Raw genomic sequence first — 497 nt, forward strand, 5'->3', positions numbered from 1 at the left:
CTGTCAGATAACGCATCCAGCCCGATATAGACAATGCCGTTCTTGCGGATCACCTGTTCCCAGTCGAAAATCGGGCGTAAATCGGCCATATTGAGATAATTCGGTGATAACAGTTCTGCGATTTTTCCGGTGGTCAGTTTTTCCAACAGCGGCAGCAAAGAAGCGACAATTTTATCAAAATAGGTGCGGTCATAACGCACAGCAGAGCGTAATCCGTCCAGGATCGGGTCATAGAGCTGTTTACCCGCGTCTGAACTCAGCGTGACCTCCATCGCCCAGAGTCTGAGTGCATCCGGTTGCCCCTGCATATTGCGCGGGATATCTTTTTCTTTCAGCTTGCTGAGAGACTGGTTGATTTGTGCCAGCAGGGCGGGCTGCCTGTCTGCCATCATTTTAGTGGCATATAACTGATACAGTTCGCTGATATTATTGACGTAACGTGTGATCAAGGTGTAATCCGGCCGGTGTCCCAGGGCGACTAAAGCACGGGCGACAAT

General features: G+C 50.3%; 1 pseudogene. It reads right to left on the reverse strand.

Annotated elements, in window-relative coordinates:
• Positions 1 to 497, reverse strand: a pseudogene (locus AAC147_RS07420) (type IV conjugative transfer system coupling protein TraD); the annotation flags it as partial.

Source organism: Xenorhabdus sp. NBAII XenSa04 (genome assembly GCF_963866145.1).
Classification (GTDB): domain Bacteria; phylum Pseudomonadota; class Gammaproteobacteria; order Enterobacterales; family Enterobacteriaceae; genus Xenorhabdus; species Xenorhabdus indica.